Genomic DNA, 13,132 nt, shown 5'->3' on the forward strand with positions numbered 1-13,132 from the left:
GCGGAAAGGGAGACTTACTGGGCTGCTAGCTGGGCGATCTGCTCGGCGCTCAGGACGCCGTCGTAGGTGCGGACGTCGTCCACGGTTCCCGGCCAGTGGCCGGTGAAGACGCCCGCGGCCTTGGTCCGGCCCAGTTGCAGCGGGCCGGTGGCGTTCCAGGTGCTCAGGTGATCGGTGACGGTGGTGGCGGACAGGCGGCCGTTGACGTAGACGCGGAGCTCACCGGCCAGCGCGTCGTACACGCCGGCGATGTGGGTCCACTCCAGCGGGTTGGGGATGGCGTCGGAGCGGGTCCGTACGAGGGCGGCGGTGTCGGTGTCGGCGGCGGCCATGCCGAGCGTCCACCGCCCCTGCTCCTTGTCGAAGCCGAGCTGGAACCCGGCGGCCCGGCCGCCCGGCTGTGCCACGGCTGCCGTGTCGCGGGTGGGCAGGTAGTCGAGCTGGGTCCAGGCGGCGACGGTGAAGCCGGTCCTGGTGTTGACGGCGGGCGCGCTCGTCTGGGCGTGGCCGTTCACGCCGTCGAGCGCGAGGGCCCCGTCCAGCCAGCCCGATGTCCACGAGGCGGCTCCGGACAGCGTCGCGGCGGTCGCCCGGCCCGAGGAGTCGGCCGCCGACGTGCCGGACTCCTCGTCCAGCGTCCAGTGGCCCACCAGCGTGGCAGCGCTGTTGACCAGATCGGCGACCTCGTCGGCGAACATCGCGCGGCCGTAGGCGCGCACCTCGTCGACGTCCCCGGGCCAGTGGTCCGAAGCCGCCCCGCCGACCTTCCCTCGGCCGATCGTCAGGGGGCCCGTGGCGTTCCAGGGGTTGGTGACGGCGGCCGTGCCCTCCAGCCGGCCGTTCACGTACAGGGAGATCTGGCCTGCCGCCGAGTCGTAGACGCCGGCCAGGTGGGTCCATTCGTTCAGCCGCGGGGCCGCGGCCGACAGGGCGCGCACGGCGGGCGCGCCGTCGGTGTCCGAACCGGCCAGGGTCAGCGCCCAGCGGTCGTTGGCCTTGGCGTACTGCAGGGCGAACGCGCCCGTCCTGCCGCCTTCCTGGGTGACGGCGGTGGCGGAGGCGGCGTTGCCGGTCAGGCGGGCCCAGGCGGTGACGGTGAAGTTGCGGCTGGTGTCGATGACGGGGGCCGCGGTCTGCGCGTAGGAGTTGGCCAGCTTGAGCGCGGTGCCGGTCTTGCCCGTGGTCCAGGTGGCCCCGCTGAGCGTGGCCGGGTGCGCTCCCGTGGCGTCGGCGGCCGTGGCGCCCTGGCCGTCGTCCATCGTCCAGTGCCCGCTGGGGCCCCTGCCCGAGTTGACGTTGAAGACGTAGGTGCGGATCGGGCCGAGCTGGCCCGCGCGGTCCTTGCTGCGCACGGCCAGCACGTTCGGGCCGTCGTGGCGCGGGGTCACCGCGATCGTGGCCCTGCCGTCCGCTCCGGGGGCGACCACGGTCGTGGGCGTGGTGTCCAGGCCCCAGACGTAGGCGGCCACGTCGGCGACGCCGTTCGGGCCGAAGGAGAACCTGCCGGGCAGGCCGACCCCGTCGCTCCAGCCGTTCTCGGTGTACTCGGGCGAGGAGACCTCGGGCTCCCTGCCGGGGGCGGTGGCGTCCACGGTGGCCTCGCACCAGGGGCTCCACGCGCTGGTGGCCTTGCCGTCCTCGGCGCGGACGCGCCAGCGGATCAGCGAGCCGTCGGCGTACAGGGTCTGCGGGATCGTGGCGGAGAAGGCGGTGCCGGTGGAGCCGAGCGGGGTGACGTACTCGCCGGTCTTCACGCCGGCGGCGTTGTACCACTCGAAGCGGCCCTTGACCGAGTTGTCGGTGTCCTTGAGCTTGGCCCACAGCTTGGGCGCGGCGGTGGCGATGATCGGGCGGCCGTCACCGGAGACGCAGGGGCCGCCCGGGTCCGACCACACGTCGGCGGCGAGCGGGTCGGCCGGCAGCGAGTTGTACTCGATGACCAGGCTCGGGTTGTTCTTGAACTTCTTCCACGCGTAGACGTCGGTCTCGCTGGTGGCCCGCAGGCCGATGGTGGCCTGCGACCACTTCTTGGCGGCGGCGTCGGCGATCCACGACGTGACGTCGAACTCCACGCCGCCGGGCAGGCAGCTCGCGCCCCAGCCCTTGGCGACGTTCACCGTGGCGAGCAGCCTGGTCCACGACGGCTGGTTGTTCCACGTGGTGCTCTTGGTGACGGCGCCGGTGCCCCACGCCTCCACCTTGCGGGCGCTGCACGAGTACGACCACGTCTCGTACGTGCGCAGCGTCGCCTTGATGATCTGCTTGCCGTGGATGGTCGAGCCCGTGGCCATGTTGAAGAACGAGCGGTTCTTCTGCGACTCGACGTGGCCCACCCGCGCGACGTCGCTGGAGTTGAGGTAGTTGGAGTTGGGCCAGTTGCTCCAGACGGCCGTCCACGAGCCGCGGGCGGCCGAGAAGTACGGGTCCAGGTAGACGGGGAACTTCGTCCTCGCGTCCGACAACATCCGCAGGTCGGGCTTGAGCCGCAGGTTCCTGCCCTTCAGCTCCACGCCCATCGTGGCCTCGCGGGCCTCGGGCGAGCGGCCCTCCCTCAGCGCCTTCGGGCTGGTGATGCCCTGGGAGTCCCACATCTTCGGGGTGGGCGCGATGAAGATCGTGCCCTCGTTCTCGTCGGTGGCCTCCAGGTTGCCCGCCCTGTCGGCCTCCAGCGTCAGGCCGTCGGCCGTGAGCGGGTAGGTCAGCTCGGTCAGCCCCGCGGCGGCGGCCCGCGACTTGACCACCAGCAGGTGCGAGAAGCCGTCCACGTCGGCGGTGACCTGGAGGTCCACGCCCGGCATGACCTCGGCGTAGGTGGCGGTGTCGCCGCTCAGCGTGGGCTTGGGCAGCGCGCCGGTCCAGCCGAGCTCCATCGACTTGGCGCCGCGCGACAGGCGGGCCAGCGGCGCGCTGCCGCCGCCGGAGAAGGCCAGGTCCACCGCGGCGGCGACCGGCTCCACCGCGCCGTCGGGGCGCAGGCGCAGCGTGGTGTCCACGGGCACCCAGCGGCCGTCCTTGCGCACCCGGACGGGCCGGACGTTCAGCTCCATGGTCATCGTGCCGTCGGGCTGGGCGAAGACCGTGCGCGTCTCGCTGCGCAGCGACTCCACCTCGACCGGCTTGCCGGCGGTGCGCGCCGCGGCCACCGCGGCCCGCTCCTGCGCTGGTTGAGCGGCCGCGGGCCGCTCGGGTTCGTCCTGCGCGGCCACCGGTTGGGGGGCCGTCAATGCCGTGATAGATAACGCCGCCGCGACCAGTCCATGCACTACCCGCATACGTGCCTCGCCCATGCCGAGCAGGGATTACGCCCGGGGCAGGAGGCCGCCCGGCGTCTCCACGATCTTCTGTTGACGATCGGATTCTCACTCCGGCCCGTCCACGGGGTCCATAGTTCTGGTCATTCTGCTCAAAGATTTCTTCATGACCGCACTATGGGCGCGAGGTTTTCGTCAGACCTCCGTCGGCAGCGGCCAGGCGGCCGGGTTGACCCGCTTGACGATCTCGTCCAGCACGATCCGCACGTACGGCTCCCCCACCCACAGGTGCTTGGCCCCGCCCACCCCGATCACCTCGGCCTGCGGCACCCTGGCGAACCGGGCGCGCGCCTCCTCCGGCCGCAGGTAGTCGTCGAACTCCGGCACCAGCGCCGTCAGCGGCCGGCCGAACGCCGCCCAGGAGTCGAGGTCGGCGTCGGTGGCCCTGTGCAGCGGCGGCGAGAGCAGGATCGCGCCCTCCACCAGCGGGTCGTGCGCCCACTTCAGCGTCAGCTCGGTGCCGAACGACCAGCCGACCACCCACACGTGGGGCAGGTCGTGGTACTCGGCGTACTCCAGCGCCGCTGCCACGTCGTACCGCTCGCCCTCGCCGCCGTCGAACGCCCCCTGGGAGGTGCCGCGCTCGGAGGAGGTGCCGCGGGTGTTGAAGCGCAGCACGGCCAGGTCGGCCAGCGCGGGCAGCCGGTTGGCGGCCTTCTTGTAGACGTGGCTGTCCATGAACCCGCCGTGGGTGGGCAGCGGGTGCAGGGTCACCAGCGTCGCCACCGGCGGCCGGTCGAGGGGCTGGGCCAGCTCGCCGACCAGGGTCAGGCCGTCGGCCGTGTGCAGCTCGACCGGCTCCCGCCGGGCGGGCAGCACCGTCGCCGCGCGAATCTCCACCGAAAGGTCCCTTCAGTAACGGGTGCGGCCGGGGCCGCGGTCGAGTCTCTTACGCCAGCAGGCCTGGTGCCAGTGGCGGCGCTCCTCGTCGCCGCCCGTCCAGTTGGGCCAGGCCACGAGGTGCGGCTGGCCGCTGCGGATCTCCTGGTCGCAGCCGGGGCACCGGTAGTTCTTGGTCGAGGAGGCGCCGGTGAGCATGCGCACCTTCCACTCCCCGTCGGGCCATTCCTCCACCTTGTCCAGGCCGGTCGGGAAGCCGAAAGGGCGGGAGGACTCCCTCCGGCGGGCACGGCGAGGGCTCATCCGCGGGGGAACCCGCTCGCGGCACCCCTCGTGCCAGGACCGATCACACCCACCCGTTCGAACGCCATGCGTCCAGTTTTCCAGAGGCACTAAGGTGGACGGTCATGCGGCTGGTCATCGCGCGATGCAGCGTGGATTACATCGGACGGCTCACGGCACACCTGCCGATGGCGCCGAGGCTCGTGCTCATCAAGGCGGACGGCAGCGTGAGCATTCACGCCGACGACCGCGCTTTCAAGCCGCTCAACTGGATGAATCCGCCGTGCAAGCTCAAGGAGGACGGCGAGACCTGGACGGTCACCCACGGCAAGACCGGCGAGAAGCTGGTCCTGACCATGGCGGAGATCCTCCACGACTCCAGTCACGAGCTGGGGGTGGACCCCGGGCTGATCAAGGACGGCGTGGAGGCCCACCTGCAGGAGCTGCTCGCCGAGCACATCACGACGCTGGGCGAGGGGTATTCGCTGGTCCGGCGCGAGTACATGACGGCGATCGGGCCCGTGGACATCCTGTGCAGGGACGCCACGGGGGCGACGGTGGCGGTGGAGATCAAGCGGCGCGGCGAGATCGACGGCGTCGAGCAGCTCACGCGCTACCTGGAGCTGCTCAACCGCGATCCGCTGCTCTCTCCCGTACGCGGGGTCTTCGCGGCTCAGGAGATCAAGCCCCAGGCCCGCGTGCTGGCCGCCGACCGCGGCATCGACTGCGTGACGCTCGACTACGACGCCCTGCGCGGCATCGAGCCGGAGAATCCGACCCTCTTCTAGCCGTCTCCCCCGGCAGGGCGGGACGGCCTTTCCCGTGCCGTGACATTCCAATGTTGACAGGTCATATCTGGACGTTTTACCTTCGACCTATCAACATTGGAGGCTCGATGACCCCCACGTACCTCAGCGGCAACCTCGCTCCCGTCCCCGACGAGATCGACGCCCACGACCTGACCGTCGCCGGCGAGCTGCCGGAGGAGCTGACCGGCCGTTACTTCCGCAACGGCCCCAACCCCCGCCCCGGCGAGGACCCCGGCCACTGGTTCGCCGGCCACGGCATGTTGCACGGCGTGCGCCTGCGCGACGGCCGCGCCGAGTGGTACCGGAACCGGTGGGTGCGCACCAAGCAGTTCACCGAGAACGCCCCCTTCGCCGGCGAGACCGGCGTCGACCTGGCGGCCGTCTCCGCCAACACCCACGTCGTCCGGCACTCGGGCCGCATCCTGGCCCTGGTCGAGAACGGCTTCCCGTACGAGGTGACGCCCGAGCTGGACACCGTCGGGCCGGTGGACTTCGGCGGGCGGCTCACCACCGCGATGACCGCCCACCCCAAGCAGGACCCGCTCACCGGCGAGCTGCACTTCTTCGGCTACGGCTTCTTCCCGCCGTATCTCACCTACCACCGGCTGTCGGCGGACGGCGAGCTGGTGGAGAGCAAGGAGATCGAGGTCCCGGGCCCGACGATGATGCACGACTTCGCCGTCACCGAGCACCACCTCGTCTGGCTCGACCTGCCGGTGGTCTTCCGCCTGGAACGCGGCGGCATGCCGTACGCGTGGGAGGACGGCTACGGCGCCAGGGTCGGCGTGACGCCCAGGGCGGGCGGGCCGACGCGGTGGTTCGAGGTGGACCCCTGCTACGTCTTCCACGTCGGGAACGCCTGGGAGGACGCTCACGGGCGCGTCGTCCTCAACGCGGCCCGGTACACCCGCGACCGCTTCACGCCGTTGTGGGACCAGATCGGCGGCGCGGAGGACCCCGCGGCGTCGGCCGCCGCCTCCGGCGCGGCCGTCCTGCACCGGTGGACGCTCGACCCGGTGACGGGCGTGGCCAAGGAGGAGCAGCTGGACGACCGCAACGTGGAGTTCCCCACGTTCAACGAGGACCTGCTCGGGCGGCAGAGCCGCTACCTCTACACGGTCGGCGAGGACAGCCTGGTCAAGTACGACCAGCGCGACGGCGGCTCCCAGGTCAGGAAGACCGGGGGCGACACGGGCGAGGCGGTGTTCGTACCGGCCGAGGGGGCCTCCGGGGAGGACGAGGGGTGGCTGCTGTCCGTGGTCACCGCGGGCGACTCCTCGCAGTTGCTGGTGCTGGACGCCCGCGACCTGTCCGACGTGGCCTCGGTACGGCTGCCGCGCCGCGTGCCCGCCGGCTTCCACGGGTCCTGGCTGGGAGAGGAGTGAGGACGATGCGGATCAGAGCCGCTCGGTGGGAGCAGGAGGCAGAGGCGATCGGCGACGCGCTGGCCAGGGCCTTCCACGACGATCCGGTGATCCGGTGGCTGCTGCCCGACGAGAAGGGCACCGCCGCCATGTTCGTCGCGCTCGCCCGGCACATCCACGCCGTCACCGACGTGGCCGGCGACATCTCCGGCGTGGCGATCTGGGACCCGCCCGGTCACCGGCCCGACGAGGAGGCCGGCGTCCCGGGCCTGGTCGCCGCGATGGGGGACCGGGTCTCGTACGGGATCACGCTCGACGAGACCATGGCCAGGCACCGGCCCCAGCAGCCGCACTGGTACCTGGCCCAGCTCGGCACGGTGCCGGAACTGCAGGGCACGGGCGTGGGCAGCGCCCTCATGCGGGAGGGGCTGGCTCGCTGCGACGCGCCCGTCTATCTGGAGAGCAGCAAGGAGTCGAACGTCCCCTTCTACGAGAAGCACGGCTTCCAGGTCACCGAGCGCTTCACGCTGCCCGACGGCCCGCCGGTATGGGGAATGTGGCGACCTGCCCCCTGATTGTGGTAAGTGACGCCTTACCGGATTATCGTGACGCCATGACGACGCTGACGTTCGACTCACTCAACCCGGCGACCGGCGAGATCGTCGGCAGTCACCCCAAGCAGACCCCCGACGCCGTGCACCAGGCGGTGGGCCGGGCCGAGGAGGCCGCCGCGTGGTGGGCCGCGCTCGGCCCGGCCGAGCGCAGGCGGCGGCTGCTCGACTACAAGGCGGTCCTCGCCCAGCACCTCAGGGAGCTGGCCGCGCTCATCCACCAGGAGACGGGCAAGCCGGTGGGTGACGCCACGCTGGAGCTCGTGCTCACCCTCACGCACCTCGACTGGGCCGCGCGCAACGCCCAGAAGGTGCTCGGCCGCCGCCGGGTGGCCACCGGCATGATCGGCCTCAACCTGGCCGCCACCCTCGAGTACCTCCCGCTCGGCGTCGTCGCCGTCATCGGCCCGTGGAACTATCCGGTCTTCACGCCCATGGGCTCCATCGCGTACGCGCTGGCGGCCGGCAACGCGATCGTGTTCAAGCCCAGCGAGCTGACCCCCGGCGTCGGCGTGCGGCTGGCCGAGCTCTTCGCGGAGTCGGTGCCCGAGCACCCCGTGTTCCAGACCGTGACGGGGCTGGGCGAGACCGGCGCGGCGCTGGCGGCCGACCCCCGGGTGAGGAAGGTCGCCTTCACCGGCTCCACCGCCACGGCCAAGCGGGTCATGGCCGCCTGCGCCGAGAACCTCACGCCGATCGTGGCCGAGTGCGGCGGCAAGGACGCGTTCATCGTGGACGCCGACGCCGACCTCGGGGCGGCCGCCGACGCCTGCCTGTGGGGCGCGATGGCCAACGCCGGTCAGACCTGCGTCGGCGTCGAGCGGGTCTACGTCGTGGACGCCGTCTATGAAAGTTTCATGCGCGAGCTGTCCGAGCGGGTGACGAAGGTGAAGGCCGGCGAGCACTACGGGCCGATCACCATGCCGGGCCAGGTGGAGATCATCAAGCGGCACATCGACGACGCCACGAAAGCGGGCAAGGTGGTCACGGGCGGGCCCGGCTCCGTGCGGGCGCCGTACGTGGATCCGGTGATCGTCGAGGACGTGCCGGAGGATTCGCCCGCCGTCCGCGAGGAGACGTTCGGCCCCACCATCACGGTGCGCCGCACCCGCGACGCGCAGGAGGCGTTGTCGCTGGCCAACGCGTCGGCGTACGGGCTGGGCGGCACGATCTTCAGCCGGAACGCCCGCCGCGCGGCGGAGCTGGCGCGCCTCATGCGCAGCGGGATGACCGCGATCAACTCCGTCATCTCCTTCGCCGGGGTGCCCGCGCTGCCCTTCGGCGGGATCGGCGATTCGGGGTTCGGCAGGATTCACGGAGCCGACGGGCTGCGCGAGTTCTCCCGGCCGAAGGCGATCGCCCGGCAGCGCTTCGCGATGCCCGGGATGAACCTGACATCGTTCAATCGAGGGCCTGCGGAGCTTGAGCGACTGGTCAGACTCGTCACGTTCTTGCACGGCCGACGTAAAAGATAATCTTCTTACCCTTTCCCTTAACGGATCATCCGTCCATAATTGTGTGCTCTGGGGGCCACGATCATGTTGGACGGGTGGAATGTGAACCGGTCTTACCGGGGAATGTCGGCTGAGCAAAGGCTGGCAGACAGACGCGAGCGGCTGATGACGGCCGCGTACACGCTATACGCGAAGCCGGGTTTCACGGCGACGACCATCGAAAGGCTGTGCTCGGAGGCCAGGATCTCCAACCGCGCCTTCTACGAATGTTTCGGCGGGCGCGAGGAGCTCCTGCAGGCGTTACACGAGCGCTGCGTGGAGGAAAGCCTCTCGGTCGTCGCCAAGGCGCTGGAGGAGGCGCCGAACACGCTTGACGGGAGAGTCAGGGCCGGGATTCGCGCCTATATCGAGTTCACCACGGCCGACTGGCGGCGGGCCCGGATCATGCATGTCGAGGTGCGCAGATCGGGAGACGTCCTGACACTCTCCCGTCAGCGCGCGGTGGCCGCGTTCGCGCGGCTGGTCGAGGAGGCGTCCGCCGATTTCCCGCTCGGCACCGGGTTGAATCGGCGCCTGGTGGCACTCGGAGTCATTGGGGCGTTACAAGAGTTGCTCATCGAATGGCTGCTCGCCGAGGACCAGCCGGGCATCGACGAACTCGTCGCGGTGGCCGTCCACATCTTCAATCGCAGCCTCGGCACCGGCTGAGCGCGTTATCCAGCGGTCATTCATCGGGCGTTTAGCGGACTCGGTCAGCCGAAAACTACATTTTGTCTAAGCATGGAAAGAGCGGGCGCCGGCTGATCGTCGCCCGCTCCGATATGTCACCTCAGGCCACCGCGGCCGCCGGAGCCTCCACGTGCAGCACCCGATTCAGCCGGGTCACCGCGAGAATCCGCATGATCCGCGGTGGCACCCCCCGAAGAACGAGTCGGCGCTCGACGCTCAGCGCGCGCCTGTGCGCCCCCACGAGCACGCCGAGGCCGGTGGCGTCGATCATCTCCAGCTTGGAGAGATCCAGGATCAGATCGCCCTCGCCGGAGTCGAGTGCCTTGTGCAGGCGCTCTCGCACTCCGGCCGACGTGCCGGCGTCGAGCCGGGCCCCGATCCGCACCACCTGGGCACCCGGATTGCCCCGGACGCGCATGCCACCTCCTCAGTCACGTACGCACGTACGTAGTACCCCCCTACCCCGTCAGCGGCAATGACACGACCGCCGTGAGCAGGAACTGTCCGTCGGCCGTCGGGTTCGCCGTCATCCTGCCGCCCACGGCGGCCAGCCGCTCGCCCATGCCCGCCAGTCCGCTCCCCAGATCCACCGCCTGGCGGCGGGCCACGCCGTCGTTGCGCACGATGAGCTCCGCCTCCTGCGCGGTGAAGCTGATGGTGATCTCGCAGAACGTCGCCGTGCTGTGCTTGAGCACGTTCGTCACCGCCTCGCGCACGGCGTAGGCGAACACCGGCGCCACACCGGGCGGCAGCTCGCGGTAGGGCAGGCGCACCTCGCAGCGGACCCCCGCCGCTTCGAGCACTCCTTTCACGCTATTCACCTCGGCGGCCAAGTCAAGCTCGCGGTAGCCGCGCACGGCCTGCCGCAGCTCCTTGAGCGCCTTCCTGGTCAGCGTGTTGACCTCGGCCATCTCGCCCCTGGCCGCGTCCCCGTCCACGTCCGACAGGCGTACGGCCAGCTCGGTCTTGACCGCGATGGCCGAGAGCTGGTGCCCCACGAGGTCGTGCAGGTCCCTGGCGAAGCGCAGCCGCTCCTCGGCCAGCGCCAGCTTCGTGTGCGCCTCGCGGCCCTTGTGCGCCTCCTCCGCCAGCATCCAGATCCAGATCCACAGCCGGTTGGACGGCGGCACCACGACGCAGAAGACCCCGTAGATCAGCGCGTTGAAGAACAGCACCTCCTGGAACGTCAGGTCCATCCCACCGGCGAACAGGTTGTCCTGCCAGGTCAGGGTCGACACCCCCACGCAGGTCAGCCACGTGCCCACCGCGACCATCAGCGAGGCACGGCGGGGGATGTGCAGGGTGGCGATGGACAGCCAGGCCACGAGCACGAAACCCCACGCTGTGGGGGCCGCCCCGCCCACGGCGGCGGCGGCCAACGCGAGGACCGCCGCCACCACCACCAGCCTGGTGGGGTAGCGGCGGTCCAGGACCGCGCGGATGATGCGCGGGCACAGAGAGGTGAAACCGATCGCGGCGATCAGCGCGAGCGCGATGCGCCGCCAGTCCAGCTGCCCGTCCTCGATCCTGACGCCGACGCTGATGGCGATGACCACCCACATGGCGGCGATGCCCGATATCAGGACGTGCCAGGTGTAGCGCCGTGCCCGTTCGATCTCATTCATCTACCGGCTACGCAGCACTTCGCCGAACTTCAGCCTGGCCCCCGTCCGCAGCACGGCCCGCTCGTACACCGTGGCGCCGAGCTTCAGCACCACCAGCACGGCCAGCAACATCGCCGCCATCGAGGCCCCCACCTGCCACATCGGCACGTCGGTCGCGGCCATCCGCACCGGCATGACCATGGAGGAGAACGGCGGGACGTACGACAGCACCGTGGCCAGCGTGCTCGTGGGCTCGTTGGTGACGTAGAACGACACGAAGTAGGTGGCCATGATCATCATGGTGAGCGGGGTCAGCACGCTGTTCACCTCCTCCTGGCGGGAGACCAGCGAGGCGAACGCCGCCGACAGCGTGGCGAAGAAGGCGTACCCGAGCACGAACCACAGCAGCACCGCGACCACCAGCCCCACCATGCCCGGCGGGAAGTCGGCGGCCAGGCCGGAGACCGACGAGGCGCCCAGCCCGATCACCAGGATCGTGACCAGGTTGATCAGGCCGAGCACGCCCAGCCCGAGGATCTTGCCGCCGAGCAGCTGCCACGGCCGCACCGAGGCCAGCAGGATCTCCACGATCCGGCTGCCCTTCTCCTCGACCACCCCCATGGCCACCATCACGATCTGCCCCATGAGCAGCATGAACAGCAGCAGCACGAGCACGGTGGCGATGCCCTGGCGCGCGGCCTCGTACCGGGTGTCGGCGCCCACGGACTGCATCTCCAGCGGCGGGATGGCCACGCCGGCGGCGCCCAGCTTGAACTCGCGGTTGACGCTCTGCAGCAGCACCCCGAGCTCGGTCTCGATCTCTCCGTCGGTGAGCACCCTGCTGTTGTCGACCAGCGCCGCGTCCAGGTCACCGTCGAGCACGGCCTGCTTGGCCGCCGCCTCGTCGGCGAACTTGCGCCACTCGAACTCGATGTCGGGAGCGGCGGCGTGCAGCGGGAGCTGCTGGGAGTTGACGAGGCCGATGGTGTAGGTGTCGCCCCCGCCCATGATCCTGGGCAGGAAGGACACCGCCCCCACCAGCAGCGCCGTGACGAGCAGGCCGATCACGAACGCCCTGGTCCTGACCTGCGTGCTGATCTCGCGCCGGGCGACCAGCCACAATCCGTTCACGCCACGGCCTCCTTGAAGATCTCGGTGAGGGACGGCTGCTCGACGCCGAAGTGCTCGACGTGGCCCGCCTTCATGGCGCGGCGCAGGATCTCCTGGTCGTCGCCCTCGTTCGTCAGCAGGATGTGCCTGTCACCCCGCACGGTCACCGTGCCGGGCAGGCCGTCGGCCCAGCCGGGAGCCGGCTCGCGGACGACCACGCGCAGCGTGTCGCTCTCGGCGGCCCGCAGGTCGGCCACCGAGCCGGAGGCCACCATCCGGCCGGCGGAGACGATGCCGACGGAGTCGCACAGCCGCTCGACCAGTTCGAGCTGATGACTGGAGAAGATCACCGGCACGCCGCCCCTGCACCGCTCCTGCAGCACCGTGGCCAGCGCGTCCACCGCAATTGGGTCCAGGCCCGAGAACGGCTCGTCGAGGATCAGCAGCTCGGGGTCGTGCACCAGCGCCACGGCGAGCTGCACGCGCTGCTGGTTGCCCAGCGAGAGCGCCTGCACCATGTCGCCCCTGCGCTCGGTCAGCCCGAGCCGCTGCAGCAGGTCGTCGGTGGCCTGCTTGGCGGCCGGCGCGCTCAGCCCGTGCAGGCGGCCGAAGTACTCGATCTGCTCGGCGACCCGCATCTTCTGGTACAGGCCGCGCTCCTCGGGCATGTACCCGAACCGGTGCCGGTCGTCGTGGCCGAGGGGCCGGCCCTGCCAGCTCACCGAGCCGGAGTCCGCCTGGAGCACGCCCATCACGATGCGCATCGTCGTGGTCTTGCCCGCACCGTTGGCACCGACGAAGCCGAACATCTCGCCCGTCCGCACCGTGAAGCTGATCCCGTCGAGGGCGACCTTGCCGCCGGGGGCGTCGGGGCCGCCCGCGAAACGCTTGCGCAGCTCGCTGATCTCGAGCATCAGGTCATCTCCTTCGTCATGGGTCAATAGTGGCCTTGTCCGGGTTCGCCCAGGTAGTCGTGGAAATCACCGGCCGGATGTGGATCTCGCGGAGGATTCGGATG

At 70.5% G+C, this 13,132-nt stretch carries 12 protein-coding genes; 5 read left to right on the forward strand and 7 right to left on the reverse strand.

The genetic code is table 11. From position 1 onward, the window contains the following. Positions 1-14: 14 nt before the first annotated feature. From ACBJ32_RS19685 to ACBJ32_RS19695, 3 genes are all read right to left on the reverse strand, one after another. On the reverse strand, positions 15-3,224 hold the full coding sequence (locus tag ACBJ32_RS19685) for a LamG-like jellyroll fold domain-containing protein (RefSeq protein WP_375127947.1): 3,210 nt from the start codon (positions 3,222-3,224) through the stop codon (positions 15-17). 222 nt (positions 3,225-3,446) lie between these two features. Then, positions 3,447-4,151 (reverse strand): alpha/beta hydrolase, encoded by a 705-nt coding sequence (locus ACBJ32_RS19690; protein WP_375127948.1) that lies wholly within the window; start codon positions 4,149-4,151, stop codon positions 3,447-3,449. Positions 4,152-4,163: 12 nt separating this feature from the next. Beyond that, the gene (locus tag ACBJ32_RS19695) at positions 4,164-4,454 is read right to left on the reverse strand and encodes an ATP/GTP-binding protein (protein WP_357875748.1); all 291 of its coding nucleotides are present in this window, start codon (positions 4,452-4,454) and stop codon (positions 4,164-4,166) included. A gap of 104 nt (positions 4,455-4,558) precedes the next feature. On the opposite strand from ACBJ32_RS19695, the gene nucS reads away from it, so the two are divergent. From nucS to ACBJ32_RS19720, 5 genes are all read left to right on the forward strand, one after another. After that, positions 4,559-5,221 carry an endonuclease NucS gene (gene nucS / locus ACBJ32_RS19700; RefSeq protein WP_357875750.1) on the forward strand — a complete coding sequence of 221 codons (663 nt, stop codon included), beginning with the start codon at positions 4,559-4,561 and terminating at the stop codon, positions 5,219-5,221. A 107-nt stretch (positions 5,222-5,328) separates the two neighbouring features. Further along, positions 5,329-6,627 (forward strand): carotenoid oxygenase family protein, encoded by a 1,299-nt coding sequence (locus tag ACBJ32_RS19705; protein WP_375127949.1) that lies wholly within the window; start codon positions 5,329-5,331, stop codon positions 6,625-6,627. Positions 6,628-6,632: 5 nt separating this feature from the next. Next, positions 6,633-7,181 carry a GNAT family N-acetyltransferase gene (locus ACBJ32_RS19710; protein ID WP_375127950.1) on the forward strand — a complete coding sequence of 183 codons (549 nt, stop codon included), beginning with the start codon at positions 6,633-6,635 and terminating at the stop codon, positions 7,179-7,181. A 38-nt stretch (positions 7,182-7,219) separates the two neighbouring features. Further along, the gene (locus ACBJ32_RS19715; RefSeq protein WP_375127951.1) at positions 7,220-8,692 is read left to right on the forward strand and encodes an aldehyde dehydrogenase family protein; all 1,473 of its coding nucleotides are present in this window, start codon (positions 7,220-7,222) and stop codon (positions 8,690-8,692) included. Positions 8,693-8,836: 144 nt separating this feature from the next. Next, a complete protein-coding gene (locus ACBJ32_RS19720; protein ID WP_375127952.1) occupies positions 8,837-9,379 on the forward strand; it encodes a TetR/AcrR family transcriptional regulator in 543 nt (180 codons plus the stop codon). Between the two features lie 121 nt (positions 9,380-9,500). Here ACBJ32_RS19720 and ACBJ32_RS19725 read toward each other — a convergent pair whose 3' ends face one another. From ACBJ32_RS19725 to ACBJ32_RS19740, 4 genes are read right to left on the reverse strand one after another with little or no spacing between them, the layout of a single operon-like run. Further along, positions 9,501-9,818, reverse strand: a complete 318-nt coding sequence (locus ACBJ32_RS19725; protein ID WP_225272131.1) for an STAS domain-containing protein — start codon at positions 9,816-9,818, stop codon at positions 9,501-9,503. A gap of 40 nt (positions 9,819-9,858) precedes the next feature. Then, complete coding sequence (locus ACBJ32_RS19730) at positions 9,859-11,025, reverse strand: sensor histidine kinase (RefSeq protein ID WP_375127953.1); 1,167 nt, start codon at positions 11,023-11,025, stop codon at positions 9,859-9,861. Then, positions 11,026-12,135 (reverse strand): ABC transporter permease, encoded by a 1,110-nt coding sequence (locus ACBJ32_RS19735; RefSeq protein ID WP_375127954.1) that lies wholly within the window; start codon positions 12,133-12,135, stop codon positions 11,026-11,028. Next, positions 12,132-13,028 (reverse strand): ATP-binding cassette domain-containing protein, encoded by an 897-nt coding sequence (locus ACBJ32_RS19740; protein ID WP_357875765.1) that lies wholly within the window; start codon positions 13,026-13,028, stop codon positions 12,132-12,134. The genes ACBJ32_RS19735 and ACBJ32_RS19740 overlap by 4 nt, the downstream gene beginning before the upstream one ends. Positions 13,029-13,132 lie beyond the last annotated feature (104 nt).

Source organism: Nonomuraea sp. GTA35, from assembly GCF_041950525.1.
Taxonomy (GTDB): domain Bacteria; phylum Actinomycetota; class Actinomycetes; order Streptosporangiales; family Streptosporangiaceae; genus Nonomuraea.

Bases quoted from the DNA above. Each gene is read 5' to 3' on its own strand.
- ACBJ32_RS19695 (WP_357875748.1), bottom strand. From the start codon at position 4,454: ATGAGCCCTCGCCGTGCCCGCCGGAGGGAGTCCTCCCGCCCTTTCGGC.
- nucS (WP_357875750.1), top strand. From the start codon at position 4,559: ATGCGGCTGGTCATCGCGCGATGCAGCGTGGATTACATCGGACGGCTC.
- ACBJ32_RS19705 (WP_375127949.1), top strand. From the start codon at position 5,329: ATGACCCCCACGTACCTCAGCGGCAACCTCGCTCCCGTCCCCGACGAG.
- ACBJ32_RS19710 (WP_375127950.1), top strand. From the start codon at position 6,633: ATGCGGATCAGAGCCGCTCGGTGGGAGCAGGAGGCAGAGGCGATCGGC.
- ACBJ32_RS19715 (WP_375127951.1), top strand. From the start codon at position 7,220: ATGACGACGCTGACGTTCGACTCACTCAACCCGGCGACCGGCGAGATC.
- ACBJ32_RS19720 (WP_375127952.1), top strand. From the start codon at position 8,837: ATGACGGCCGCGTACACGCTATACGCGAAGCCGGGTTTCACGGCGACG.
- ACBJ32_RS19725 (WP_225272131.1), bottom strand. From the start codon at position 9,818: ATGCGCGTCCGGGGCAATCCGGGTGCCCAGGTGGTGCGGATCGGGGCC.
- ACBJ32_RS19730 (WP_375127953.1), bottom strand. From the start codon at position 11,025: ATGAATGAGATCGAACGGGCACGGCGCTACACCTGGCACGTCCTGATA.
- ACBJ32_RS19740 (WP_357875765.1), bottom strand. From the start codon at position 13,028: ATGCTCGAGATCAGCGAGCTGCGCAAGCGTTTCGCGGGCGGCCCCGAC.